This window comes from Thioalkalivibrio sp. AKL7 (genome assembly GCF_000381705.1).
Lineage (GTDB): Bacteria > Pseudomonadota > Gammaproteobacteria > Ectothiorhodospirales > Ectothiorhodospiraceae > Thioalkalivibrio > Thioalkalivibrio versutus.
This window is the reverse complement of record NZ_KB906947.1, coordinates 545,005-569,493: the sequence shown is the minus strand read 5'-3', so window position 1 is coordinate 569,493 and position 24,489 is coordinate 545,005. Positions and strand designations below refer to the sequence as shown.

At 66.9% G+C, this 24,489-nt stretch carries 26 protein-coding genes; 17 read left to right on the top strand and 9 right to left on the bottom strand.

Annotated features, from left to right (window positions below):
- The first annotated feature begins 2 nt into the window (after nucleotides 1-2).
- The 6 genes from flgH to G315_RS0102515 all read left to right on the top strand — a co-directional run bounded on the left by flgH (nucleotide 3) and on the right by G315_RS0102515 (nucleotide 6,950).
- The gene (flgH, locus tag G315_RS0102540; RefSeq protein WP_018145469.1) at nucleotides 3-701 is read left to right on the top strand and encodes a flagellar basal body L-ring protein FlgH; all 699 of its coding nucleotides are present in this window, start codon (nucleotides 3-5) and stop codon (nucleotides 699-701) included.
- A 27-nt stretch (nucleotides 702-728) separates the two neighbouring features.
- The gene (locus tag G315_RS0102535; protein ID WP_019611857.1) at nucleotides 729-1,946 is read left to right on the top strand and encodes a flagellar basal body P-ring protein FlgI; all 1,218 of its coding nucleotides are present in this window, start codon (nucleotides 729-731) and stop codon (nucleotides 1,944-1,946) included.
- Nucleotides 1,946-2,986, top strand: a complete 1,041-nt coding sequence (gene flgJ, locus G315_RS0102530; RefSeq protein ID WP_018145471.1) for a flagellar assembly peptidoglycan hydrolase FlgJ — start codon at nucleotides 1,946-1,948, stop codon at nucleotides 2,984-2,986. The genes G315_RS0102535 and flgJ overlap by 1 nt, the downstream gene beginning before the upstream one ends.
- Before the next feature lie 62 nt (nucleotides 2,987-3,048).
- Nucleotides 3,049-4,944 (top strand): flagellar hook-associated protein FlgK, encoded by a 1,896-nt coding sequence (gene flgK / locus G315_RS0102525; protein ID WP_019611856.1) that lies wholly within the window; start codon nucleotides 3,049-3,051, stop codon nucleotides 4,942-4,944.
- 21 nt (nucleotides 4,945-4,965) lie between these two features.
- A complete protein-coding gene (gene flgL / locus G315_RS0102520) occupies nucleotides 4,966-6,183 on the top strand; it encodes a flagellar hook-associated protein FlgL (protein WP_019611855.1) in 1,218 nt (405 codons plus the stop codon).
- A gap of 77 nt (nucleotides 6,184-6,260) precedes the next feature.
- Entirely contained in the window at nucleotides 6,261-6,950 is a 690-nt protein-coding gene (locus tag G315_RS0102515) for a hypothetical protein (protein WP_019611854.1), read from the top strand.
- A 178-nt stretch (nucleotides 6,951-7,128) separates the two neighbouring features.
- Here the strand turns inward: G315_RS0102515 and G315_RS0102510 are convergent, their stop codons facing one another.
- Genes G315_RS0102510 through egtC form a run of 3 tightly spaced genes read right to left on the bottom strand, consistent with a single transcriptional unit; the run spans nucleotide 7,129 to nucleotide 9,879 of the window.
- Nucleotides 7,129-7,878, bottom strand: a complete 750-nt coding sequence (locus G315_RS0102510; protein WP_019611853.1) for an SIMPL domain-containing protein — start codon at nucleotides 7,876-7,878, stop codon at nucleotides 7,129-7,131.
- 12 nt (nucleotides 7,879-7,890) lie between these two features.
- A complete protein-coding gene (locus tag G315_RS0102505; RefSeq protein WP_019611852.1) occupies nucleotides 7,891-9,081 on the bottom strand; it encodes an SUMF1/EgtB/PvdO family nonheme iron enzyme in 1,191 nt (396 codons plus the stop codon).
- Between the two features lie 15 nt (nucleotides 9,082-9,096).
- Nucleotides 9,097-9,879 carry an ergothioneine biosynthesis protein EgtC gene (egtC, locus tag G315_RS0102500; RefSeq protein ID WP_018145477.1) on the bottom strand — a complete coding sequence of 261 codons (783 nt, stop codon included), beginning with the start codon at nucleotides 9,877-9,879 and terminating at the stop codon, nucleotides 9,097-9,099.
- A 71-nt stretch (nucleotides 9,880-9,950) separates the two neighbouring features.
- Here egtC and egtD point away from each other — a divergent pair, with 71 nt between their 5' ends.
- Genes egtD through G315_RS0102480 form a run of 4 tightly spaced genes read left to right on the top strand, consistent with a single transcriptional unit; the run spans nucleotide 9,951 to nucleotide 13,615 of the window.
- Nucleotides 9,951-10,973 (top strand): L-histidine N(alpha)-methyltransferase, encoded by a 1,023-nt coding sequence (egtD, locus tag G315_RS0102495; RefSeq protein WP_018145478.1) that lies wholly within the window; start codon nucleotides 9,951-9,953, stop codon nucleotides 10,971-10,973.
- 5 nt (nucleotides 10,974-10,978) lie between these two features.
- Nucleotides 10,979-11,491 (top strand): histidine phosphatase family protein, encoded by a 513-nt coding sequence (locus tag G315_RS0102490; RefSeq protein ID WP_018145479.1) that lies wholly within the window; start codon nucleotides 10,979-10,981, stop codon nucleotides 11,489-11,491.
- A gap of 2 nt (nucleotides 11,492-11,493) precedes the next feature.
- Entirely contained in the window at nucleotides 11,494-12,993 is a 1,500-nt protein-coding gene (gene ppx, locus G315_RS0102485) for an exopolyphosphatase (RefSeq protein WP_018650024.1), read from the top strand.
- Between the two features lie 34 nt (nucleotides 12,994-13,027).
- Nucleotides 13,028-13,615 (top strand): hypothetical protein, encoded by a 588-nt coding sequence (locus tag G315_RS0102480; protein WP_018145481.1) that lies wholly within the window; start codon nucleotides 13,028-13,030, stop codon nucleotides 13,613-13,615.
- A 507-nt stretch (nucleotides 13,616-14,122) separates the two neighbouring features.
- On the opposite strand, the gene ppk1 is transcribed toward G315_RS0102480, so the two are convergent.
- A complete protein-coding gene (ppk1, locus tag G315_RS0102475) occupies nucleotides 14,123-16,207 on the bottom strand; it encodes a polyphosphate kinase 1 (RefSeq protein WP_018145482.1) in 2,085 nt (694 codons plus the stop codon).
- Between the two features lie 200 nt (nucleotides 16,208-16,407).
- On the opposite strand from ppk1, the gene G315_RS0102470 reads away from it, so the two are divergent.
- Both G315_RS0102470 and G315_RS0102465 read left to right on the top strand, forming a co-directional pair.
- Nucleotides 16,408-17,025: a hypothetical protein gene (locus G315_RS0102470; RefSeq protein WP_018145483.1), complete on the top strand. Its 618-nt coding sequence runs from the start codon at nucleotides 16,408-16,410 to the stop codon at nucleotides 17,023-17,025.
- Nucleotides 17,026-17,074: 49 nt separating this feature from the next.
- Entirely contained in the window at nucleotides 17,075-17,404 is a 330-nt protein-coding gene (locus G315_RS0102465) for a DUF2007 domain-containing protein (protein WP_038068268.1), read from the top strand.
- A gap of 281 nt (nucleotides 17,405-17,685) precedes the next feature.
- Here the strand turns inward: G315_RS0102465 and G315_RS0102460 are convergent, their stop codons facing one another.
- Entirely contained in the window at nucleotides 17,686-18,429 is a 744-nt protein-coding gene (locus G315_RS0102460) for a lytic transglycosylase domain-containing protein (RefSeq protein ID WP_018145485.1), read from the bottom strand.
- Between the two features lie 113 nt (nucleotides 18,430-18,542).
- On the opposite strand from G315_RS0102460, the gene G315_RS0102455 reads away from it, so the two are divergent.
- The 3 genes from G315_RS0102455 to G315_RS0102445 are packed head-to-tail and all read left to right on the top strand — an operon-like array spanning nucleotide 18,543 to nucleotide 20,333.
- A complete protein-coding gene (locus G315_RS0102455) occupies nucleotides 18,543-19,349 on the top strand; it encodes a biotin--[acetyl-CoA-carboxylase] ligase (protein WP_018145486.1) in 807 nt (268 codons plus the stop codon).
- Nucleotides 19,342-20,124 carry a type III pantothenate kinase gene (locus tag G315_RS0102450; protein ID WP_018145487.1) on the top strand — a complete coding sequence of 261 codons (783 nt, stop codon included), beginning with the start codon at nucleotides 19,342-19,344 and terminating at the stop codon, nucleotides 20,122-20,124. Before G315_RS0102455 ends, G315_RS0102450 begins: the two co-directional genes overlap by 8 nt.
- Nucleotides 20,112-20,333, top strand: a complete 222-nt coding sequence (locus tag G315_RS0102445; RefSeq protein WP_019611851.1) for a hypothetical protein — start codon at nucleotides 20,112-20,114, stop codon at nucleotides 20,331-20,333. The genes G315_RS0102450 and G315_RS0102445 overlap by 13 nt, the downstream gene beginning before the upstream one ends.
- A 7-nt stretch (nucleotides 20,334-20,340) precedes the next feature.
- On the opposite strand, the gene G315_RS0102440 is transcribed toward G315_RS0102445, so the two are convergent.
- From G315_RS0102440 to dapC, 4 genes are read right to left on the bottom strand one after another with little or no spacing between them, the layout of a single operon-like run.
- Nucleotides 20,341-20,868 carry a DUF2062 domain-containing protein gene (locus tag G315_RS0102440; RefSeq protein ID WP_018145489.1) on the bottom strand — a complete coding sequence of 176 codons (528 nt, stop codon included), beginning with the start codon at nucleotides 20,866-20,868 and terminating at the stop codon, nucleotides 20,341-20,343.
- A 13-nt stretch (nucleotides 20,869-20,881) separates the two neighbouring features.
- Nucleotides 20,882-21,235, bottom strand: coding sequence for an ArsC family reductase (locus G315_RS0102435; protein ID WP_018145490.1), 354 nt, complete (start codon nucleotides 21,233-21,235; stop codon nucleotides 20,882-20,884).
- The gene (dapD, locus tag G315_RS0102430) at nucleotides 21,228-22,049 is read right to left on the bottom strand and encodes a 2,3,4,5-tetrahydropyridine-2,6-dicarboxylate N-succinyltransferase (protein WP_018145491.1); all 822 of its coding nucleotides are present in this window, start codon (nucleotides 22,047-22,049) and stop codon (nucleotides 21,228-21,230) included. Before dapD ends, G315_RS0102435 begins: the two co-directional genes overlap by 8 nt.
- Before the next feature lie 45 nt (nucleotides 22,050-22,094).
- Nucleotides 22,095-23,288, bottom strand: a complete 1,194-nt coding sequence (gene dapC, locus G315_RS0102425) for a succinyldiaminopimelate transaminase (RefSeq protein WP_019611850.1) — start codon at nucleotides 23,286-23,288, stop codon at nucleotides 22,095-22,097.
- Nucleotides 23,289-23,521: 233 nt separating this feature from the next.
- On the opposite strand from dapC, the gene G315_RS0102420 reads away from it, so the two are divergent.
- Both G315_RS0102420 and G315_RS0102415 read left to right on the top strand, forming a co-directional pair.
- Complete coding sequence (locus tag G315_RS0102420; protein ID WP_018145493.1) at nucleotides 23,522-23,899, top strand: helix-turn-helix transcriptional regulator; 378 nt, start codon at nucleotides 23,522-23,524, stop codon at nucleotides 23,897-23,899.
- Nucleotides 23,900-24,011: 112 nt separating this feature from the next.
- Nucleotides 24,012-24,482, top strand: coding sequence for an ArsI/CadI family heavy metal resistance metalloenzyme (locus G315_RS0102415; protein ID WP_018145494.1), 471 nt, complete (start codon nucleotides 24,012-24,014; stop codon nucleotides 24,480-24,482).
- The last annotated feature ends 7 nt before the right edge of the window (nucleotides 24,483-24,489 follow it).

The window sequence follows — 24,489 nt, the reverse complement described above, 5'->3', positions numbered from 1 at the left end:
TGATGACGCGCCTCGGAACCGTTCTCCGCCTGGCCCTGGCCGTGACCGCCGCATTGTTGCTGTCCGCCTGCGCCGCCACCCAGACGACCAAGCCGGACGACAACCCGGAGTACCAGCCGGTGATGCCGGCGCAGCCGGTCCCGCAGTCGCAGAACAATGGCGGCATCTACCAGGCCGCCCACTCCCAGGGGCTGTTCGAGGACTACAAGGCGCGCAATGTCGGCGACATCCTGACGGTCATCCTGGCGGAGAGCACCAACGCGCAGAAGTCGGCGTCGACTTCCACCGGCAAGGATTCCAACCTGGAGCTGGGCAATCTCTCGGCCTTCGGCCGCGATGCCACGTTCAACGGTCGCCCGTTGTTTGGGGCGAGCAACTCGAGTTCGCGGGACTTCGACGGGTCCGGGGACTCGTCGCAGAGCAACCAGCTCGACGGCGAGATCACCGTGACCGTGGCCGAGGTACTGGCGAACGGCAACCTGGTCGTGCAGGGCGAGAAATGGCTGGGCATCAACCAGGGTGAGGAGTACGTGCGCTTTCGCGGCATCGTGCGCCCAGTGGATGTGACGACCAATAACACCGTGCTCTCCACCCAGGTGGCCAACGCCCGCGTGTACTACGGCGGTTCCGGCGTACTGGCGGACAGCAACACACCCGGGTGGATCACGCGTTTCTTCAACAGCCCGATCTGGCCCTTCTGACCCGGCATGACCGTGGCGAGGTACGACATGGATTCCACACGCACGACACAACGCGCTTCAGGCCTTCCGGCTGCGCCGTTCGGCGGCTGGCGCCGGCTGGGGCTACTGCTCCTGGCGGCGCTGCTGGTGGCGGGGCTGGGGAGCGCCGCGGTCTCGGCGCAGACTGCGATGCAGCAGCAGGTGGCCATGCAAGAGCGCAGCTACATGGAGCGGGTCAAGGATGTGGCCAGCGTCTCCGGCGTGCGGGATAACCAGCTGATCGGTTATGGCCTGGTGGTCGGCCTCGATGGTACGGGGGACCAGACCACCCAGACCCCGTTCACCGTGCAGAGCCTGAACAACATGCTGGGCCAGCTGGGGCTGACGCCGGATGCGGGCAACCCGCAGCTGCGCAACGTGGCCGCGGTGATGGTCACGGCTGAACTGCCACCGTTCGCCAAGGCGGGTCAGCGGATCGATATCACCGTGTCGTCCATGGGCAACGCGACCAGCCTGCGCGGCGGCACGCTGCTGATGACGCCGTTGAAGGGGGCGGATGGTCAGACCTACAGCATCGCCCAGGGCAATCTGATCGTGGGTGGCTTTGGCGCCGAGGGCACCGATGGCTCGCGCATCACCGTGAACGTGCCCAGCGTCGGCCGTATCCCCAACGGCGCAACCGTGGAGCGCGAGGTCCCGACCGCGTTCGCCCAGGGCGATCACGTCACCCTGAACCTCAACCGACCGGATTTCACCACCGCCAACCGCCTGGTGCAGACGGTGAACGATACCTTCGGCCATGGCGTGGCCCATGCCCTCGACGGCTCGTCGGTGCGGGTGCGGGCGCCGGCGAACCCGGATCACCGGGTCGGTTTCGTGGCCGAACTGGAGAACCTGCCGATCGAACGCGGCACGCCGCCGGCGCGCGTGATCGTCAACTCGCGTACCGGGACCGTGGTGATCGGTTCCAGTGTGCAGGTGACCCCGGCCGCCGTCTCCCACGGCAGCCTGACCGTGACCATCAGCGAGGCCCCTCAGGTCGTCCAGCCCGCGCCCTTCGGCGAGGGCGAGACCGCCATCCAGCCGGATACCGACATCGCGATCGAGGAGGGCGACAACACCATGTTCCTGTTCGACCCGGGCACCTCGCTGGACGAGATTGTCCGCGCCGTGAATAACGTGGGCGCGGCGCCGGGCGATCTGGTCGCGATCCTGGAGGCCCTGCGCGAGGCCGGTGCCCTGCGCGCGGAGCTGGTGGTGATCTGATGATTGGTTCGGGTGTCGATACCCAGATGCAGGCCCGCGCGGCCATGGCCTCGGACCCCAGTGGTCTGCAGGACCTGGCCCGGGGCGCGCGTTCGGGCGATCAGAAGGGTCTGGAGGCCGTGGCCCGCGAGTTCGAGGCCATGCTGATCGGCCAGATGCTCAAGCAGATGCGCGAGGCCTCTCTGGGCGACGGCCTGTTCGACAACGACCAGAGCGAGATGTACCTGGAGATGCAGGATCAGGAGTTCGCCAAGGCCATGAGCCAGGGCGACGGCATCGGCCTGCGTGATGCCCTGATGCGCCAGCTCTCCGCCCAGCAGCCTGTCGATCCCGAGACACTGAATGACCCGGATCGCCAGGCGGCCCTGGAAATGCCGCGTCGACGGTCGGAGCTGGATACCCTGCGGGCGTTACAGGGCGAGGCGGAATTCGAGTTGCGCCCGGTGGGCCCGCAACGCCCGGAAGCTGTGTCGCCGGAGGCGGCTCGCAAGGCGGCGCCGCAACCGGCCCCCATCGCCTGGCCGCCGCGGGACGCCGCGGACTTTGTGCAGACCCTGGAACCCCTGGCGCGGGATGCCGCGGCGGAGCTGGGCGTCGAGCCCGGCATCCTGCTGGCGCAGAGCGCGCTGGAGACCGGCTGGGGGCAGCACGTGCCGTCGCGGGCCGACGGCCAGCCGAGTTTCAACCTGTTCGGGATCAAGGCCGACAGCCGCTGGGATGGCGATCGCGTCTCCGTGGGCACGCTGGAGTTCCGCGAGGGCGTCGCCCAGCGCGAACAGGCACGCTTCCGGGCCTATGCCGATCCGTCCGAGTCGTTCTCCGATTACGTCGATTTTATTCGTAACAACCCGCGTTACCACCGGGCCCTGCAGGCCGGCGATGACGCGCAGTACATCCGCGAGCTGCAGGATGCCGGCTATGCCACCGACCCGGCTTACGCGGACAAGGTCCTGCGGGTGCGCGACCAGATGGCCGCGCATCGTGACAACGGATCGACTCAAGTCGCGGCCGATGCGGCCGTTACCCGTACCAAGGGGTAGAGCATGAAGCAGAAACGGCCCAGTCCGATGATTAAACAGGCGTTGTCGCGGGAGGCACGGGCATGAGCGCGTCCGGCATCGGCACCTCCGCGCTGCTGGCGTTCCAGCGCGCGATCGGCACCACCAGCAACAACATCGCGAACTCGGCGACCGAAGGCTACAGCCGCCAGCGCACCGAGCTGTCCAACCTGACGCCGCAGTTCCTGGGCGGGAGCTTCCAGGGTCAGGGCGTGCAGGTGGACACGATCCGCCGTATCTCCGACGATTTTGTGAATACCCAGCTGCGCAACTCGATCTCCGATCAGTCGAACGCCGAGCTGAAGGCGTCGCTGGCCGGGCGCATCGACGACCTGCTGGGCAGCTCCAGTTCCGGGCTGACGCCGGTGCTGCAGGACTTCTTCGACGCCGGCCAGGATCTGGCCAACGACCCCACCTCCAGCGCCGCGCGCACGGTCTTCCTGACCGAAGCGGAGTCTCTGGCCGAGCGATTCGCCTCGATCGACCGGCGCATCGAGGAGCAGCGCGACATCATCAACGGCCAGATCCGCACCAACGTCGACGAGATCAACTCGCTGACCGAGGCGGTCGCCGGGCTCAACCGCGAGATCGTGTCCAAGTCCACCCAAGGCACCCCGAACGATCTGCTGGACCAGCGCGACCGCGTGCTGAACCAGCTGGCGGAGAAGGTGAACGTCCGCATCACCGAGCAGGATGACGGTGCGGTCAATGTGTTCGTCGGCAACGGCCAGGCGCTGGTACTGGGCGGTAACAACCGCGAACTGGTAGCCGAGTCGCTGACCGGTGATCCGCGTTCGCCGGACATCGGGCTGGCCACCAGCGGCGATCCGGTCAACATCTCCCGCTTCATCCAGGGCGGCGAGCTGGGTGCACTGCTGGAGACCCGCAGCGGCATCATCGACGAGGCCCAGAACACCCTGGGCCGCCTCGCGATCAGCATCGGAGAGGAATTCAACAACCAGAACAACCTTGGGCTGGATCTGAACGACGGGCTGGGCGGGGATATCTTCGGGATCGGCGATCCGGCGGTGCGCGGATTCCCCGGCAATGGGTCTGATGATGTTCCTTCTGTCGAATTCGGCGACGTGCGCGACCTGACCACGTCCGATTACCGCCTAAGTTATAACGGTACGGACTATGAACTGCGGAAGCTGTCGGATGGTGAGGTCGTGGCGAGTGGCAATGGAGTCCTTGAGGCGGACGGGATCATTGTGGATACCGCTACAATTGACGGACAGGAGGAAGGGGATGGCTGGTTGATCCAGCCGACTCGCAATGGCGCACGGGATCTCTCGGTGGAGATGACGGACCCTTCGGGTATCGCCGCAGCCGCCGCCGTGAGGGCGGACCTTGGCGAGAACAATACTGGGGATGCATCGATCGCGTCTGTTCGTGCCACTGATGCGGGGATTGATCTGGAATCGATCCCCCCCGACGAGCCGGACGAGATTGAATTCGATGCGGGTATCGGGCCTAACGGGGCATTCCTTGTCGGAGGCGAAACCTTCGAGCTTGGTGACAATGGCGTGACGACCATCGATTTCAATGGCTGGCAGATGGAGATCCGCGGTACGCCAGCCGACGGCGATACCTTCGAGGTCAGCAGCAACGAGGGCTATCCGGGTGACAACCGCAACATGCTGGCGATGAATGATCTGTCGGACGAGCGGCTGGTGGGTGGTGACCGTACCTTCGGGGATGGCTACAACAGCCTGTTGGCCAATGTCGGCACACGCACGCGCCAGGCGCAGGTCGCGCAGGAATCGGCCGATGCGCAGCTGGAGCAGGCGCGTGCCCAGCGCGAAGCGGTCTCCGGCGTCAATCTGGACGAAGAGGCGGCGGACCTGATCCGCTACCAGCAGGCCTATCAGGCGGCGGCCCAGGTCATCTCGGTCAGCAATTCGCTGTTCGATTCACTGCTCGGCGCGGTCCGCCGCTAGCGCCCACCGGGAGACACGAACATGCGCATCTCGACCACCCAGATTTTCCAGACCGGGATCGACCAGATCCAGCGCGGCCAGACGGAGCTCAACCGGACCTCGCTGCAGATGGGGCGGGGCGAGCGCATCCTGTCGCCGTCCGATGACCCGAGCGGTGCGACCCAGGTCAATCAGTTCGAACGCATCATCCAGGCCACCAAGCAGTACCAGCGCAACATCGACAACACCCAGCCGCGCCTGCAGCAGGAGGAATCGGCCCTGCAAAGCGGGACGGACCTGTTGCAGCGGGCGCGCGAGCTGGTGGTTGCCGGCAATAACGATAGCCAGACCAACGAGACCCGTAGCTACCTCGCCGGCGAACTGCGCCAGCTGCGTGAAGGGATGTTCGACATCGCGAACACCAAGGACCCGAACGGCGAATACCTCTTCGCCGGTACGAAGTCGTTGCAGCAGCCCTTCCAGCAGGATGGCGCGGGTGCGGTGGACTACAAGGGGGCGGAAGGGACGGGGAGTGTCCGCGAAGTCGCGATCTCGGCCAACCGGAAGATCCCGGTGGGCGACACTGGCGCGCGCGTGTTCATGGACATCCCCGAGAATGACGGGCGTGTCGGGGCCGAGGTCACGAATCGTGGGCCCGGCAGCCGCCTGGTGGTCGAGCAGACCGGAGTCAATGACTCCGCCGCGCTGACGGATCAGACCTATACCATCACTTTCGAGGAGGTGGGGGAGCAGATCGAATACCGGATTGAGGACGAAAGTGGCGATCCAGTCGCCAGTGGGCCCTACGTTTCCGGCGAAGCAATTACCTTCGATGGGCGCAGCATCACGCTGAGCGGCACCCCGGAGGAAGGGGACGAAGTCGTGTCACGTCCGGCGGAGAAGAAGAGCGTGTTCGAGACCCTGGACGCGATCATTGCGGCCCTGGAAGAGGGTGGCGCCAGCGGCAACAGCCGGGCCAACCTGGCGACGGCCAGCAACACCGCGCTGGCCGACCTGGATGCGGTACTGGGCAACTTCAGCGACATCCGGGCCGAAGTCGGTTCGCGCCTGAAGACCTTTGACCAGCAAAAGGATCTGAACGAGGACCGGCTGGTGGACCTGAACAGTGCCGTCTCCGAGATTCGCGACCTGGACTATGCCGAGGCGATCAGCCGTTTCAACCAGCAGCAGGTGGCCCTGCAGGCCGCGCAGCAGACCTATACCCAGGTGAACCGCCTGTCGCTGTTCGACTTCCTCTGATCCGCGTCCCTAGCCGGGCGGGCCATGGTTGCGCCTTTGTGCGACCATGACGCCGTCCTGATCTGCGAGAGTCCGGCATGGCCAAGAACAACGAACCCTCCGCGCCCATCCAGTATCGCTCCACCGGGCGTCCCCCGCGCTACCTGATTGTCCTGCTGATCCTGGCTGCGTTGTGGGCCGGCTTCTGGGGTGTGATCCACCTGCAGTCGGGCGAGCCCGAGGCGGTGACGCTGGACGTCGAGGAGCAGGCCGAGCTGGAGGCCAAGTTGCAGGCGCTGGGGCCGCGCGATGCCGAGCCCCGCCCGGATCAGGCACCCGGCGACCCCATCATCGACCTCGACGCCGAGGCCGAGCCGCTGGTCCAGGAACTCTACGAGGAACGCGCCGAGGCGCGCAGCGTGCGCTTCAGCGAGCGCGAACTGAATGCCCTGATCGCCCAGGACCCGGACCTGGCCGGACGCGTGGCGATGCGTCTTACACCGGGGCAGGTCAGCACTCGGGTGCGCATCGATGTTCCGGCGGATATCCCACTGCTGGGAGGTCGTGTCCTGAATGTACGCTCGGGGGTGCGCTTCGAGACCGAGGATGGGCGGGTGCATGCGCGCCTGGTCGGCGTCAGCGTCGCCGGAATCCCGTTGCCGGATGCCTGGCTGGGCGGGTTGAAGGACGAAGACCTGCTGGCGCTGGAGCCCTTCCAGCAACTGCGTGCCGGCATCGAATCCATCGAGGTGCGTGACGGCGAGCTGGTGCTGGAACTCGCCCGCTGAGGGGCGTTCTCGCGAACTCTGATATCCAGGGGCTATCCCTGATCATGAACGACGTAGGGTGCCAATGAGCGCAGCGAATTGCACCGATCGAGGCCGGGGGTACCCGGGGGTCGGGGCCCGCATGGATCGGTGCGGTTCGGCTAGCGCCTCACGGCACCCTACGGGATGGACTTGCGCGCTAACGCGGGGTGACGCGCAGGGTCTCGGCGCCCAGGGCCTGCAGGCGTCCACGTACGCTGAGGGTCAGGGTGGAATGCCCGGCCTCCAGTGACGGCTGGCTGGCTGACTCGTCCATGGCGCGCATGGCCATCATGGGCTGTGGCCGATCGTAGTGGTCGTCCGGCAATTCCACTTCCAGCGTGCGCAGGTGCGTGGCCCCCAGCGAGCGGGCGATGACGCGCGCTTGTTCCTTCAGATCTTCCATCGCCTCTTCGATCATCGCCTCGCGATGTTCCTGGCGTGCCTCGGGGCTGAGGGAGAATCGGATCTGGCTGACGTTGAGGTCCCGCTGCTGGAGCGCGCCCACCAGTTCGGTCAACCGATCGAAATCGGCTCCGGTCAGTTCCAGGCTCTGCTGGACCAGCCAGGCATTGATGCGGCTGCGGTCGTCGGAGTCGTGAATGGCGCGGGTGGAATAGCCGAGGGTGCGGGCGTCAATCCCATCCTGTTCGCCGGCGCGTTCCAGTGCGGCGTGCATGTTGCGGTTGACGGTGGCGGCGGCCGTGGCGGCCTCCGGGGCGCGGGCCTCGGTCGTCATCAGCACGGTCATGTGGTCGTTGGCGACCTGGCGCTCGGCCTTGCCGGTCAGGGCCAGCGTGGTTCCGCCGTCGCTTGCGATGGCCGTAGCCGGAAACGCCAGGACCAGGGCGGCGAGCCCGGCGACGAGCCAGGACGGGCGGGGCGCGAGGGGAGTGTTCTTCGGTCGCATGTTCATGAACCTCTACAGATTGCGCGCAAGCCGGAGGCCGGCGAACACGTGGCGTTTTTCGGGGGTGAAGAAGTTGCGCATTGTAGAGCGGGTGAGCAATGGATCGCTCCAGGCGCTTCCGCCGCGCAGAACGTAGTGTTCGCCGTCGAACCAGGGTAGGGAGTATTCCTCGTACGGGAACGGCTGGAAGCCCGGGTAGGGCTGAAAGGTGTTGCCGCACCATTCCCATACCTGGCCCGTGGCGCGCAACCGCCCGGCCTGGGCGGCGTGTTCCCATTCGTGTTCGTGGGGGAGGCGGGCACCCACCCAGCGGGCGTAGGCCGAGGCCTCGAACCAGGAGAGTCCGACGGCGGGTGCATGCGGATCGAGTGCCTGGGTGCCGTGGGGGAGGGTTTGTACCCGGGTCCCGTCGGGTAGCTTCCACCACCCGAGAGGTGTCTCGATGCCCGTTTGTACCAGCCAGGTTCGACCCGGCGGGTCCCAGTGGGGGCCCGGGCGGTAGCCTCCGGCCTCGATAAACGCGGCGATCTCGGCATTGGAGACCGGATGCGAGCGGATCGTGTGGGGCGCGAGCCGGACCGGGTGGAGGCCACGCTCGTTGTCGAAGGCGGTCGCCGCGTCGCTGCCGCTGACATGTTCGCCGCCCGGGCACTCGATCCAGTCGCCGCCGGCCGCCAGTGCCGGTTTTGGCTCCTGCGTTCGGGGTGGGGCGGGGCGATGCAGGCGGGCGAACCAGCGCACCTGCTCCAGGCTTTCCAGGTGCATGGCGTGGTGCTGCGCGAGAAAACCGGTCAGGTAGTCCCGCTCGAGCAGGGGATGCCGCCGCACCGCCGGATGGTTGTGCAACAAGTCCAGGTGATGTTGCTGGCTGGCCTTGCCCCATTCCAGCAGGGATGGGCGCGTCGGGAGTCTTCCGCCGCGGCGCCACTTCGGGCTCTGTTCCGGGAAGTAGAGATCGTGCCAGTCGCGCCGGTCGGGCGGTGGTTCACCGAGGATGCGTTCGTGTAGCCATACCGCCTCGATGAAATGGCAATGGGCGTAGTGCCACCCGATGGGACTTAGGTCCGGGTGATACTGATTGCGCCATTCGTTCCCCGGTGTCGACTCCAGTGCCGTGTTCAGGCGGTCGTGCTGGGTCGCCAGGCAGTCCAGGAGGTCGGATGGGTGCGGGTTTGCACTTGGCTGCGGATGGGCGGCATTCATATCCGGTGGAGCGTGTTACAGCGCCAGGAGTTCCGGCGGTTCGTCGGGATCGAGGATCAAAAGATGGCCGGGCGGGACCGGGCGCCAGCGTTCGCGGTCGGTGAGGGGCTCGGAGGCCACGACCACGCTGTCGTCGGGGAACGTCTCGTCATCGGTGGTGTAGTAGAGGCTGGGACAGGGCGCATTGACCGCATGGCGGCTGGCGATGATGCGGCGGCCGTCGGACAGGATCACGTTCAGCAGGGCGGTGTCGGCCCCCAGCCAGGTCTCCACGGTGGAGAACGCCTCGCCGAGGGCGCCCTCCAGCGTCGCGTTGTCGTCATCGGCCAGGTATTGCCGGACCAGGGCGAAGAGGTATTCGGAATCGGTGGTTCCCTCGATGCTCGATTCGACCTCCTGGCTGAGGATGTTCTGGATCTGGCGCCGGATGTCGGGACGGAAGCGGCTGATCAGGCCGTTGTGGCTGTACAGCAGGCCATCGCGGGCGAATGGCTGGGCGTTGACGGTGTCGCCGCCGAAGCCGGGGGTTGCACTGCGGATGGCGGCAACCCACAGGGGCTGGGTCATGTCGCTGGCCAGATCCACCAGGTTGGGATCCTGCCAGAGCGGATCGGCGCGCCGGTAGTGGCGCGCAACGCCCCCCTCGCCAAACCACCCGAAGCCGAAGCCGTCGGCGTTGACGCGGGCATACACCAGCTCCTGCGGGGCCATGGCTTGCTCGATCAGGTTGTGTGGCGGATCCAGGATCAGGCTGCGCAGCGTGATCGGAGGACCCAGATAGGCGAGGTGTCGGCACATGGCTAGGGTCAGTTGGGGCGTCCGGGGTTTCGTGCTAGCGTGCCGCAAACCACCCCGATACGGAAGCCCGGATGTCCGCCGAACCCAGTGCTGTCTCTATTTCCCCTCGTTACAGCCGCCAGGTGGTGGAGGAACGCGACGCCCACGCCGACTTGCTGGCCGATTTCCGCGCGGGGATGCTCGAGCCGCCCCGGTCCCTGCCGCCGAAGTATTTCTACGATGCGCGCGGATCGCAGCTGTTCGATGCGATCTGCGATACCCCGGAGTATTACCCCACGCGCCTGGAGGCCGACCTGCTGGAGCGGCATGCCGAAGCGATCCTGGAGGCGTCCGGGGCGCGCACGCTGTTTGAACTCGGCAGCGGGACGTCGCGCAAGACCGAGTACCTGCTGGCGGCGCTGGAAGCCCGCGTCTCCGCGCCCCATTACGTCGCGAACGATGTCTGTGGCGAGATCCTCGACGAGGCCGGCGCGCGACTCCTGCAGCGCTTCGATCAGATGCGGGTGGACAGCCTGTGCGGGGACTATGCGGCGGCGCTGACCCATCTGGCCGATGTTTCCGGTGCGCAAGCCGACGGTCCGCGCCTGTTTGCCTTTCTCGGCAGCAGTCTGGGGAATTTCGAGGACGCCGAGGCGGCTGCACTGCTGCGACGAATCCGCGACACCATGAACCCCGAAGACCGGCTGCTGCTGGGGCTGGACCGGGTCAAGCCGCGCCCGGTCCTGGAGGCGGCCTACAACGATGCGGCGGGGGTAACCGCGGCATTCAACCTGAACCTGCTGTCGGTGTTGAATACCGAGTTGGGGGCGGACTTCGATCCGGAGGGTTTCGAGCATCGCGCTCCGTTCGTCGAAGACCTCTCGCGGATCGAGATGCACCTGGTGTCGCGGCGACAGCAGACGGTGCGTGTGTCGGAGCCGGAGGCGGTTCTGGAGATCGCCGAAGGCGAGGTGATCCGGACCGAGATCTCGCGCAAGTTCAGCCGCGAGGCCATCGACCGTCTGCTGACGGCGGCCGGGCTCGAACATGCGGCACAGTGGTCGGCGCCCGAGGAGTGGTACTCCCTGTTTCTGCTGCGGCCGGGGGCGGACTGAGCGGGATGCGCGCACCGCGGCTGGTGCTGGTGCGGCACGCCCAGGCCGGAAACCCCGGCGACTGGGACGGGGCGGATCGTGACCGGCCGCTGACCGACAAGGGCCAGGTGAGTGCGGTACGCATGGCGCAGGCGCTCGGGGATCTGCTGCCGGGATCGGTCGAGCTCCTTTGCAGCCCCTATCTGCGGGCCCGCCAGACGGCGATCCCTTTGTCCCAGGCGCTGGATGTCCCGGTGCGGCAGAAGAAATGGCTGGCGCCCGGGCAACCCACGGGGCTGGAGGTCGAGGCCCTGGCCCGCAATCTCCCGGCGGATGGTGGACTGGTGATCGTGGGACACGAGCCGGACCTGTCGCTGCTCGTAAGCTGTCTGCTGGGCACGACGGGCGGGCGGAGTCTGGTTCATATGGGCAAGGGCGATGCCTGCGGATTGACGGGCGCGCTGCCGGGCCCCATGCAGCTCGCCTGGCACCTGCCTCGACGTATCCTCGAACGGCTGGCCGGCGGTGAGGCGGATTGAACATGCACACGGAGAACGATGCCGAGACGGTTGCGGCCGTTGATCTGGGTTCCAACAGCTTTCACATGATCGTGGCACGGCGCCAGGACGGCGAGGTTCTGAAGGTCGACCGCATCAAGGAGACGGTGCGTCTTGCCAGCGGTCTGGATCCCGATGGACAGCTGGATCCGGAGGTGGGGCAGCGTGCCCTGGCTTGTCTGGATCGCTTCGGCCAGCGACTGCGCCAGCTGCCGCGCGGCTGCGTGCGCGTGGTCGGCACCAACACCTTGCGCCAGATGGACGACAGCCGCGCCTTCCTGCGCGCGGCGGAAGAGGCCCTGGGGCATCCGGTTGAGATCATTGCCGGGCGCGAGGAAGCGCGGCTGATCTACCTGGGCGTGGCGCATGCGCTGGCGGACGATAGCGGCCGCCGGCTGGTGATGGATATCGGTGGCGGCAGTACCGAATTCATTATTGGAGAGCGCTTCGAGCCGGTCCTGGCCGAGAGCCTGGAGATGGGCTGCGTGACGTTCACCCAGCGCTTCTTCGCCGATGGCAAACTGACGCGCAAGGCCTTCGCGGCCGCGCAACTGCAGGCGCAGCGGGAGCTGCAACCGATCGCGAGTGCCTACCGCGCGGCCGGCTGGGAGCAGGCGCTGGGGGCGTCGGGTACGATCCTTGCCCTGGACCGCATGGTGCATGAGGGGGAATTGGACGAGGCGCCGGGTGTAAGCCGCGAGAACCTGGAGCGGCTGCGCGATGCGCTGATCGAGCAGGGGGCCATCAAGCGGCTGAAATGGCCCGGTCTGGCCGAGGACCGGGCGCCCGTGATTGCCGGTGGCCTTGCGGTGCTTCTGGGTGCCTTCGAGGCGTTGGGGATCGAGCGGCTGCACCCCTCGGACGGGGCCCTGCGCGAGGGCGTGATTCACGACCTTCTGGGACGTTTTCGGCACGAGGATGTGCGTGGCAGCACCATTCACCATCTGCGCCGGCGGTTCGCGGTCGATGCGTCCCAGGCGGAGCGGGTGCAGGCGACGGTGGCGCGTCTGGTGACCGCCGTTCGCGCCGCCTGGGAGCTCGGCGAGGATGACGCGGAACGCCTGGACTGGGCGGCCGAACTGCACGAGATCGGCCTGGCACTGGCCCACAGCAAATACCACAAACATGGGGAGTACATCCTCACCTGGGCCGACCTGCCGGGTTTCTCGCAGCCCGAACAGGCCGAGTTGGCGTGGCTGGTGCGCCTGCACCGGGGCGGGCTGAAGCCCAAGCTGTTGTCCGGGGTGCGAGAGGATCGCGCGCGGCCGCTGCTGTTCATGGCGGCCCTGCTGCGTCTGGCCGTGTTGCTGCATCGTTCGCGCGCGCCGGATCCGGTGCCGCTGGAGCGCATCGAGGCGACGCAGGAGGGTCTGACGCTGACCTTCGCGCCCGACTGGCTGGATACCCACCCGTTAACGCGCGCCGATCTGGATGCAGAACGCGAGGACTGGGCCCGCCACAAGCTGGAACTGGAGTTCGAGTGAGCCCCTATTCCGAACCTGACACAAGGAACGCAGGATGCTGAACGTGGTGGTCTGGATCTACGTACTCGCGGTGCCACTGTGGATCGGCATCTGGTGGTCGGCGACCGGGTTTCGGTTGATGCGACACAACCGGTTGCTGGCACTGCCCTTCCTGCTCAGCCTGGTGTATGTGATCGGGAATGCGCTGCTGGTGGCGGTGTTCGGCGGGCTCAGCGAAGCCACCTACGAGGAGGGTCGGTACGTGTTCATCACCGACCGGGCCATGATTGCGGTTCAGGCGACGGCGAGTGTGCTGATCGTGGCGACCATCGTCTACGGCTTGAGCATCCGCAGGGTCCCGGTGCATTTCATTCGCTTCATGGTGTACGCATTCGTGGCGCTGCTGGGGGTGATGGCGCCGATCCTGTGGATTCCGGCGCAGGAGGCGGAATTCTTCTTTGTGCTCCGCCATGTGCAGTCGATCGGCCTGAATTTCGGGCTGTTCCTCTGCGTGGCCGGGATCGTGGTCCTGCTGCAGGACCTGCTGCGGCACGGCGACGCCGAAGTCAGCTTGCTGGGCGGGATGCACGATGTCCCGCGTTCCGGCAACGCTTCAGCGGACCGGCACCACGACAAATCCTGACCTGACTAGCCATGACGTTCAGCCAGCCGCCGGGTCGCAGGATGGGATGAGCGTAGCGAATCCCATCAAGGGATTGGCACGACGCGGGAAATGGTGCGTTTCGCTGCGCTCAACGGCACCCTACCGCGGCGGAAGGGAGCCAACGCCTAGGGAGACGCTGATTTAATCGCGCGTTCGCGTTGGTGCCCCCTGTTTCCCGAGCCAAGGCGCGTCGCGCAGCGGGTAGTGGTTCTACCCGCAAGTGGCGCAACGCAGGATCGGGGAACAGGGGGCACCAACCCGACAAGTGATTGAAAGAGCGGGCTCGGCCGCTTTTGCGCGCGAACAGCGTTGCGGTTCCCTTGTGCAGAGTGACTGCACGGCAGTCACCACGCCTTGTTCGCACGCAAAAGCGACTCGAGCGCGAACGCGCGATTAAATCAGCGTCTCCCTAGGAGAACGTTCCCTGCAATTGGCTGAAGCTCGTTGCCAATGAGGGATTCTGAAGTCGGCGAGACAGAGGGTCGCTCAGCCCGTGGTGGCACCCGACAGTTGGGCGGTCAGGGATTCCTGAGCGGAATAGGGGATCTCGCCCGCGGTTGGCCGGATGCGTTGGTAGCTGCCGTCGGGCTGCAGTGCCCAGGCGGTGGAGCTGTCCTGCAGATAGTTGAACAGGGATTCCTCGGCGACGCGGTCGCGCAGTTCCGGGTCGCGTACGGGGAAGGCTACCTCGACGCGGCGGAAGAAGTTGCGCGGCATCCAGTCGGCGCTGGACAGGAACACCTCGGGGTCGCCGCCGTTCTCGAAATAGAACACGCGGGAGTGTTCCAGGAACCGGCCCAGGACCGAGCGCACCTCGATGGTTTCCGAGATGCCGGGCACCCCGGGGCGCAGGCTGCAGATGCCGCGCACGACCAGCTGGATGGGGACGCCCGCCTGCGAAGCCTTGTAGAGGGCCTGGATGATCTTCGCCTCGTTGAGCGAGTTCATGCGCGCGATGATGCGGGCGGGCTTCCCGGCCTGGTGGTTGTCGATCTCGCGCTGGATCTTCTCGAGCATCGCGGCGTGCAGGCGGAATGGCGCCTGGAGCAGCTGGCGCAGCCGGGTCACCTTGCCCAGGCCGGTGAGCTGGAGGAACACGCGGTGGACGTCCTCGGTAAGCACGGGGTCGGCCGTCAGCAGGCCGAAGTCGGTATAGGCCTTGGCGGTGCCGGAGTGATAGTTCCCGGTGCCCAGGTGGGCGTAGCGGGTGATGCGGTCGCCATCGCGGCGCACGACCAGCGCCAGCTTGGCGTGGGTCTTGTAGCCGACCACGCCGTAGGTCACATGGACCCCCGCGTCCTGCATGCGGTTGGCCAGCTCGATGTTGTCGGCCTCGTCGAAGCGCGCCCGCAGCTCGATCACGACGGTGACCTCCTTGCCGGCCTGCGCCGCCTCGATCAGGATCTCGACCAGCGGCGAGCGGGTGCCGGTGCGGTAGAGCGTCTGCTTGATGGCCAGCACCCGCGGATCCGCCGCCGCCTGGCGCAGGAAGTCGACCACCGGCATGAACGACTGGTAGGGGTGATGCAGCAGCAGCTCCTGGTCGCGGATGCAGGCAAAGATGCCGCTGCCGCTCGTGTCACTGCGGGGCAGGGCCGGGACCAGCGGGGGAAACTTGAGGTCCGGCCGCTCCACCAGTTCGTGCACGGCCATCAGGCGGTTCAGGTTGACCAGTCCGGTGACCTGGTAGAGGTCGTCCGGCTCCAGGTGGAATTGCTGCAGCAGGAACTCCGCGACCTCCTGCGGGCAGTTGTCCGCGACCTCGAGGCGCACGCCGGCACCGTAGTTGCGCTGGGGCAGCTCGCCCTCCAGGGCGTTCAGGAGGTCGTCGATCTCCTCTTCCTGCACGAACAGGTCCGAGTTGCGGGTCAGCCGGAACTGGTAGCAGCCGGTGACCTTCATGCCCTGGAACAGCTCGTCCACGTGCGCATGCAGGATGGATGACAGCAGCACGAAGTCGTTGTCGCCGCTGGCGACCTCGCGCGGCAGCCGTACCAGGCGCGGCAGGGAACGCGGGGCCTGGACCACGGCGCGGCCGGATTCACGCCCGAAGGCATCCTTGCCCTTGAGGGTGACGATGAAGTTCAGGCTCTTGTTGAGGATGCGCGGGAACGGATGGGCCGGGTCCAGGCCGATCGGGCTGAGGACCGGCTGGAGTTGTTCGCGGAAGTACTCCCGCACCCAGTCCCGCTGGGCCGCGTCCCAGTGGGTGCGCCGAACGAAGTGGATCCCCTCCGCTGCGAGCGCCGGGATCAGCTCGTCGTTCAGCGTGTTGTACTGCTGTTCCACCAGGTCGTGGGCGCGCGGCGCGATCTGGCGCAGCTGTTCGGCGGCCGAGAGGCCATCCGGGCCCGGGGCCTGCACGTTCAGTTCGACCTGCTGGCGCAGCGAGCCCACGCGGACCTCGAAGAATTCGTCCAGGTTGGTGGAGGAGATGCTGAGGTAGCGCAGGCGTTCCAGTAGCGGGAAGGCCGGGTCCTGGGCGATGGCGAGTACCCGGCGGTTGAATTCCAGCAGGGACAGTTCGCGGTTGAGGAACAGGTCGGTTTGGGTCACGTCGGCATCCGGCATGCACGACTCGCGGCAGAAGTGGGACCGAGAGTCTATGACGGCATTATGTCAGTTCCGTGAACCGGGGTCGGTTGGGACGGCCGAGAACGGTCCTGGAAGTCCCCGGGCGGCGTACCTGAACTGCGCTGTCTCGGCGCTGGTGGCTATACTTGAACGCTTGATCATGCAGCGCGAAACGCGCTGCCGTAAGGAGAAGTCCGTTGGCCGAATTTACCCTGACACTGCACGCGCGCGACGAGGCACAGCCGGAGCTGCACAAGGTCTCGGTGGTCGCCGAAGGCGAGCTGCCCGAATACGGTCAGGTCTGGGTCTGGGACATCCTCTACGCCCGGCAGTTGTTCGCCCTGGGCGAGGTGCAGGCGGCCCAGGACCTCAAGGAGACCCTGGAGCTGTGGGCAGTGAACATGTCCAGCAAGGTGTTTCAGCCCCACGGCCATATCCTGTCCAAGGGCTACCTGGACCTGTCCGAGAACCTGCAGCTCGTGACTGGGGACGATATCCCCGCCGCGGCCGAAGGCGATCGCCAGGTGGTGGTCTCGGTCGATGGCCAGGCCGGGCAGCTGCCGGATGTCGTGGTGTCGCCGGAGAGCCTGACGGCCGAAGAACGCCAGGACCTCGTGCTGGGGCTCGGGCAGTACTTCAACTTCGAAAACCCGATGTTCGCGCGCGAGCTGCCGATCCACGTGCTGGCCATGCGCAAGTACTACGCGGATATCAACTTGCCGCATACGCAGATCGCCCTCGACGAGGCCCCGTTCTTCGCCATCCAGAAGGCGATGGAGTACTTCCAGGCCGCCAACCAGGGCACCGTGCAGTAGGCACCGCCGCCGCTGCGCCGGGTTCGGGCTGCGTGCTACGGTCGCGATCATGAGGACCGTCTATTCTGCCGCCGACCCGGTGATGGCCGGGTTCATCGAGACCCTGCTGCAGGAGGCCGGCATCCCGGCCTACGTGAACCAGGCCGGGCTTTACGGTGCCGTCGGGGAAGTCCCGCCGACCGAGACCTGGGCCCGCATTATGGTGGTGCACGAGGAACAGGCCGAGGAGGCGCGCGCCATCATCCTGGAATATCTGGAGGGCGAGCCCGAACACGACGGCCGCGACTGGAAGTGCCCGCGCTGTGGCGAGGTGATCGAGCCGCAGTTCACCCAGTGCTGGAACTGCGGCCGGGACAAGCCTAGGGAGACGCTGAGTTAATCGCACGTTCGCGCTCGAGTCGCTTTTGCGTGCGAACAAGGCGCGGTGACTGCCGTGCAGTCATTCTGCACAAGGGAACCGCAACGCCGTGCGCGCGCAAAAGCGGCCGAGCCCGCTCTTTCAATGATTTGTCGGGTTGGTGCCCCCTGTTCCCCGATCCTGCGTTGCGCCGCTTGCGGGTAGAACCACTACCCGCTGCACGACGCGCCTGGTCTCGGGAAACAGGGGGCACCAACGCGAACGTGCGATTAAATCAGCGTCTCCCTAAGGCCTGAGGGTCGTCAGTCGAGCCGCCCGTTGCCGCCATACTGGGCGCGGATGCGCTGGATGTAGTTCTGTGTCTCGCGAAACGGGGGCACGCCGCCATGCCGTTCCACCGCGCCGGGGCCGGCATTGTAGGCGGCCAGGGCGAGATCCAGATCCCCCTCGAAGCGATCGAGCATGGCGGCCAGGTAACGCGTGCCGCCATCGATATTCTGGGCGGGATCAAAGCGGTCGGTCACCCCGAGATCGGCGGCGGTAGCGGGCATCAGCTGCATCAAGCCGTGCGCGCCCACCCGGGATACCGCCTGCGGATCGAAGCAGGACTCCACGTGAATCACCGACTGCACCAGCGCCGGGTCCACGCCCTGGCGGTGGGCGGCGTTGTGGATGAGGTCCGCGAAGTCGCCACCGCCGGTGGCCAGGGCATTGCGGGCGCGGGCACCGCAACGTGCGCGGGCGGTCGGTCGGCCGTAGGTAGCGATCAGCTCCATGCCGCTATTCTGCTGACGCTGGTTGGTGATCAGGCGCTCTCCACCCGGGCCCTGGAACACGAAGATCTGACTGGGTGACCAGTTTCCACCGCCGGGTGTCGAGGTGACCGTGCCGGCACCGCCGGGCGAGCGGATGGTCTCGTAGGGAACGCCCTGCGGGCGCTCGTCGGTCAGGACCCGGGCCCCGGAGGCATCGCGAAAGGAGTAGAGCTCGGCCGCGCTGGTGCCGGCCAGAGCCAGCCCCGCCACCAGTATCAGCAGGCGCAGCACCGTCCGACCGGAATGCTTACCATGGTGCCTTGTATGCAAGCCCTGTTCCCCCTGGCCCGGATGCGAGCCGAGTACTGATCCCGATGACCGAGACCGCGTTCACAGTTTGCATTATGGCGCCGGAGAGCGCACGCCTGAAAGCGCGTGTCGAACGCCTGGTCGACGGGGCGGGTGTGACGGCGCCGACGGTCGAGGTGCTGGAGTCGGTGGACTCGACCAACCGCTATCTGCTGGAGACCCGCCCCGAGGCGGGCGATCTGCCACGCGCCTGCGTGGCGCAGGCCCAGACAGCGGGTCGCGGGCGGCGCGGTCGTGTCTGGCATTCGCCTCCGGGGGCGAGCCTGGCGCTGTCGCTGGCATGGCCCATCATGCAGGGGCGGGTGCCGCCCGCCTATCCGGTCGGGGTTGGCATTGGGGTCATCCGTGCGCTGGAAGCGCTGGGTCTGGAAGGTGTGCGGCTCAAGTGGCCCAATGATCTGATGGTCGATGCCGCCAAGCTGGGCGGCATCCTGGTGGAGCAGCGCGCGGCGAGTGGTGGCCAGCCAGGCTGGCTGGTGGTGGGGATTGGTCTCAACCGGCAAGGCGCCGGTGCCCTGGAGCTGGAGCGCGCGGTGACCGATCTCGCGACCCAGCTCCCCGGCCCGGTTCCGGATCTCCTGGAGCTTGCAGCCCGGGTGATCGCGGAGCAATGTCGCCTGCATCCGCTGTTGATGGGCGAAGGGCTTGTGCCGCTGGAGCGTGAGCTGGTACGGCTGGACTGCCTGCGCGGCCGGCCGATCGAAATCCTGGATGACGGCGTCCGCGGACAGGCGCATGGAATCGATCCGGCGAGTGGCTGCCTGGTTGTGCAGTTCGACGACGGTGCGATCCGGCACCTGCATTCGGGCGAGGTCTCGGTACGGAGTTGCGAACATGTCTGACATTGCCCTGGTGGATATCGGCAGTACCCGTGTGAAGTGGCAGGTGCGCAACGCGGAGGGCGAAGTGCTGGGGTCCGGGGCGAATCGTGACCCGGCCGGTTGTGTCCGTGGCCTGGCCTCGATGGCGCGCGAGGCCCCGCTCACGGCCGTCTGGTTGTCGCGGGTCGGGCCCGGCGAGCGCGAGGCGGCGTTCTCGGTCGAACTGGCGGCTGCCGGGATCGACGCGCCGGTACACGCGGTGACGGTGCCGGCGAACGGCCCGCATGGCCTGCGGATCGACTATGCGGCGGGGCAGTTGGGCGTCGATCGCTACTGCGCGCTGGTCGCGGCGCGGGCCCGCTGCGATGCGCCGGTGATCCTGGTCGATGCGGGCACCGCCGTCACCGTGGATGTACTGGAGGCGGACGGTCGCCATGCGGGAGGCTATCTGTTGCCGGGGCGCCAGCTCGGCTGGGAGGCGCTGCAGACGCGTCTGACAGATCGCATTGCGCCGCGCGAGGCCACGCAGTGGCCGGATGACCTGGAGACCGCGCCGGGCCTGAACAGCACCGAGGCCCTGGAGCGCGGATGGAGCCTGGGGCTGGCCGGCGCGCTGGATGGGTTGATCGCGCGCTCACGGACCGTGGAGCGGGCGGGCGCGGCCTGCTGGCTGACGGGGGGCGATGCCTACTGGCTGGCGCCGGTGCTGCGTGCAGAGTCCACGATCTTCCCGAACCTGGTGCTGGACGGCCTCTGGGAGCTGGCGCGCTGGGAGGGCGCCGAATGCGCTGGCTGATCCTGTTTCTCGCGTTGGTGAACCTGGGGTACTTCACCTGGGCCTGGCACGATGGCCGCCTCAACCCCGATCCCTACGCGGACGTGCCCCCGCTGGAGCGCAATGGTGGCCAGGTGGAGCTGCTGGATGCGTGGCTGGAGGCGCCCGCTGATGACCCGGACCCGGGTGATTCGGTGTGGCGTGAACGACGTCGGAGCGGGGTCCAGTAGTGGCTCTCTAACGCTCCCGCTGTGCAGCGCGTTCGGCACGGCGCCGGTCGCGGTGGCGTTGCCAGGCGGCCGACAGGCGGCGGGAGGCCCAGTAGCCGGCAATGGCGGTTGGCGTGGCGATCAGCAGGCTGCCCATCAGGGTATAGGTGATCTCGTCCCCGATGCCCTGCAGATACCAGGCGTCGGGGTCGTGCGAGATCAGGGGGACATAGTAGAACACGGCCTCGCCGAGCTCGTGGAAACCCCAATACAGCGGCGCGGCGGTGAAGGGGTTGCTGACGAACGAGGCCACGAACGCCGTGGGAAAATTGCCCGCCAGTGCAATGCACAGAATGATGATCAACACGGTCTGGAAGCCGACCGTGGGGGTCAGGCCAATAAACAGCCCGATCGCGACCCCGCGGGCCAGCGCCTCCGGGCCGCTCTTCATGCTCCCGGCGGCATGCAGCCCGGCATGCAGGCGCGGATGACGGGCCAGCCAGTTGTGGGCGCGCCAGCGCAAGGCCCGCCAACGGATGCTGGTCCGCCTCAGCATGGCCGCGGGTGCCTCAGGCCGCTCCCCACCGGGCCGCGGTCTCGGGGGTCCAGCCGACGGTGATCGCGGTGTCCTGTTCGATGACGGGCCGCTTGATGAGCGCCGGGTGTTCGAGCATCAGCGCGATGGCGCGTTCCGCATCCAGTCCCTCGCGCTGATCGTCCGGGAGTTGGCGCCAGGTCGAGCCGCGCCGGTTGACCAGGGTCTCCCAGCCGACTGCGTCGACCCAGCCGCGCAGCCGATCCGCCTCCAGCCCGTCCCTGCGAACGTCCACGAAACGATAGCCCACGCCGGCCGCATCCAGCGACCGGCGGGCCTTGCGGACGGTATCGCAGTTGGCGATGCCGTAGAGCGCGATCTCAGACATCGCGCAGCAGGGCGTTTAGGCCCACCTTGGCCTTGGTCTTCTCGTCCACGCGCTTCACGATCACGGCGCAGTACAGCGAGTACTTGCCATCCTTCGACGGAAGGTTGCCCGAGACGACCACGGAGCCAGCCGGCACGCGGCCGTAGAGGATCTCGTCGTTCTCGCGGTCGTAGATGCGGGTGGACTGGCCCAGGTACACGCCCATGGAGATGACCGCGCCTTCCTCGACGATCACGCCCTCGACCACCTCGGAGCGCGCGCCGATGAAGCAGTTGTCCTCGATGATGGTCGGGGCGGCCTGCAGCGGCTCCAGTACGCCGCCAATGCCCACGCCGCCGGAGAGGTGCACGTTCTTGCCGATCTGGGCGCAGGAGCCGACCGTGGCCCAGGTGTCCACCATCGTGCCTTCATCGACATAGGCGCCGATGTTCACGTAGGACGGCATCAGCACCGTGTTGGGGGCAATGAAGCTCCCGCGACGGGCGGTCGCCGGGGGCACGACGCGCACGCCGGCCTCGCGGAAGTCGCGGCTGGAGGTGTCCGCGTACTTGGACGGGACCTTGTCGTAGTAGTTGGTGAAGCCGCCTTTGATGAACTCGTTCTCGGAGATACGGAACGACAGCAGCACGGCCTTCTTGAGCCATTCGTTCACCACCCAGTCGCCGTCCTTTTTCTCGGCGACGCGGGCACGGCCGGTGTCCAGCATATCCAGCGCCTCGTTCACGGCGTCGCGGACGTTGGTTTCCACGTTGCGCGGGTTGATGTCGGCGCGGCGTTCAAAGGCGGCTTCGATGGTGCTCTGGATATCGGACATTAGGTATTCCCTTTAAGGCAATGAAAAATAAATTGATGAGTGGCGTTAACGATAAAGCGCGGTGATCCGCTCGGCCGCCTCGATGCAGGCGGCGGGCGCGGCGACCAGCGCCATGCGCACGTGTCCGGCCCCGGGATTGTGCCCGGTCTCCGGGTCGGTCCGGGAGAGGTAGCGCCCCGGCAGGACCGTGACCCCCGCCTCGCCGTAGAGGCGTCGGGCAAAGCCCTCGTCGTCACCATCCGGCACGCGCGGCCACAGGTAGAAGCCGGCGGCGGGTGCTCGCACGTCGATCACCGATTCCAGGATCGGGACCACCGCAGCGAATTTCTCGGCATAGAGGGCACGATTCTCGGCCACGTGGGCCTCGTCTGACCAGGCGGCGCGGCTGACGGCCTGCGTCGGCGGCGGCAGGGTGCAGCCATGGTAGGTCCGGTACAGCGCGAAGCGGTCGAGCAGGGCCGCATCGCCGGCCACGAAACCAGAGCGCAGCCCCGGGAGGTTGGATCGCTTGGACAGACTGTGGAAGACGATGCAGCGCTCGAAGGCGGTATTGCCCATTCGGGCGGCAGCGCCCAGCAGGCCGGCCGGCGGTTCGCCATCGGGGGGGTAGATCTCGGAGTAGCACTCGTCCGCCGCGATGATGAAGTCGTGGCGCTCGGCCAGGCGGATCAGGTCCTGCATCGCGGCCTCGGACATGCAGGCCCCGGCGGGATTGCCCGGGTTGCAGATGTAGACCAGCTGCACGTCCTCCCAGGTGGCCGCGTCGACCGCCGAAAAGTCGGGCAGATAGCTGTTCTCCGGCGCCAGGTCGTAGAAGGCCGGCGCGGCCCCGGCGAGCAGCGCCGCGCCTTCGTAGATCTGGTAGAACGGATTTGGCATCAGCACGCGGGCGCCGGGCTTCTGTGCCACGACCGCCTGGGCAATCGCGAACAGGGCCTCGCGCGTGCCGCTGACCGGAAGCACCTGCCGGTCCGCATCCACATTGCCGAGGTCAAAGCGCCGTTGCAGCCACGCCGCGATGGACTCGCGCAGGGCCGGTTCGCCGCGTGTGGTCGGGTAGTGGTTGAAGCCCTGGAGGGAGGCCCGCAGGGCGGGTTCGATGAAATCGGGCAGTGCGTGGCGCGGCTCGCCAATCGACAGTGCGATGGGCTCCCGGTCCGCAGGCGGTTGCAGGTCCGCGAACAGCCGGCGCAGGCGTTCAAACGGATAGGGCTGTAGCCGGTCCAGGCGCGGGTTCATGGCGGCTCGGGCGTCGTGGTCGGAGTTGAACGGGAGACCGCGCAGTATACCGGGCCTCGATGCCCCGCGGGAAAACCCCGACAGACCGGCGGCGACCGGGTGGCCCGGCGCAAACCCTGCAGGCTGTGCGGGGCGGCATCGGGCGGTTCTTGAGAAAGAGGTGCGCGCCCGTGGCAACGGCGACTGGGTCCTGTCACTTGACAACGATACAAGGATCGTTGAAAAATTGGCCTATGGACAAGGTCACCGCCACCCACATGTTCGAGTCGCTGGCCTCCGGCATTCGCCTGGATATCGTGCGCCTGCTGGTGCGATATGGCCACGATGGGCGGGTCGCCGGCGAAATCGCCAAAACCCTGGAACTGCCGCGCACGAACCTCTCATTTCACCTCAAGACCCTGACGCAGGCGGGTCTGCTGACGGTCACGCAGGAAGGGCGCTACCAGCGCTATCGGGTGAATCTCGACGCGATGCAGGACCTGGTCGCCTACCTGACCGAAAACTGCTGTGCGGCCGACGCCGACGGCTGCGCGTTGCCTGCGGCCCTGGACTGTGCAGGGGATACGGAAGCCACAGCGGCTCTGCAAGTGCCGGGCCGGCACGTCCGATAGACCACGCGCCCGGGTGGGGACCGCAACAACCGAGCCGGACCGGGTTCACCCGGGATGGCCAGTGGGACCCCGGGCCGATCCGCGACATGTAGTGAATCAAGGAGTCTGATCCATGAAGCGCATGCACCTGCACGTTTCCGTGCCGGAACTGGAACCGGCGATCCGCTTTTACTCGCAGCTGTTCGCGGCCGAGCCGAGCGTGGTCAAGGGCGACTACGCGAAATGGATGCTGGAGGACCCGCGGGTGAATTTCGCGGTGTCGGCCCGCGGTGCGCCGGTGGGCCTGAACCACCTCGGCATCCAGGCCGAAGAGGCGGCCGAGCTCGAGGAGCTGGGCCAGCGTCTGGACGCCATCGACGCGGACGTGCACGAGGAGATGGGCACGCATTGCTGCTACGCGCAATCCGACAAGTACTGGACCACCGATCCGGCCGGGATCGCGTGGGAGAGTTATCACACGCTCGGGAGCATCCCGATGTTCGGCGCACGGGATGAAGGGACCGGTGACTGCTGTGTACCGGAAGGGACATCAAGCGTCTCGTGCCAGCCAGACCGTGACGATGAAGCCAAGGGTTGCGGCTGACGCTTCA